This is a genomic window from Streptococcus sp. SCPM-O-B-15304 (M98) (genome assembly GCF_058200215.1).
In genome coordinates, this window is sequence record NZ_JBYQGQ010000037.1 from 1 (window position 1) to 656 (window position 656).

Annotated in this window: 1 protein-coding gene; it reads left to right on the forward strand. The window is 44.5% G+C overall.

Going from position 1 to position 656, the window contains the following annotated elements:
- On the forward strand, positions 1-656 hold a 656-nt coding region (locus AC3E7H_RS09930; protein ID WP_490676507.1), incomplete at both ends, for a Rib/alpha-like domain-containing protein.

The window sequence follows — 656 nt, forward strand, 5'->3', positions numbered from 1 at the left end:
CACCCCAGTAGCGAAGGATCAAAGTGTTAAACCAGGTGATAAACCAAACGCTAAAGATTCAATTGGCAACGTAGGTGATCTTCCATCAGGAACTAAATTCGAGTACAAGACACCAGTAGATACAACTACTCCAGGTGATAAAGGAACAACAGTAGTAGTCACTTACCCAGATGGTTCTAAGGATGAAGTCCCAGTTAAGGTGACTGTTAAAGATTCAAGTGCACTAACTCAACCAGAAATTACAGCAGACCTTACAGGTAAAGCGGGTACTAAGACTCCAGTTGAAGTAACAGCAGACCCAGGTACTAAAGTAGAGCTGTTCGACAAGGATGGCAATAAGATTGGTGAAGGTGTAACAGGAGAAGACGGCAAAGCGAGCATCACTCCAACAGTTGAAATCCCAGCAGGACCAGTTACTGCTAAAGCAAGCAAAGATGGTAAGACATCAGATGAAAGTGCACCAAAAGTAGCAACTAAAGATCCAGCAATCACCCCAGTAGTGAACCCATCAGCTCTTACAGATGCCGAAAAAGCTAAGGTAGCCGACGAAGTTAAGAAAGCTAACCCAACAGCAAGCAAGGTAGAAGTAGGCAACGATGGTACAGCGACAGTAACCTTCCCAGATGGTTCAGTAGCAGTCTTGACACCAGAGAAGA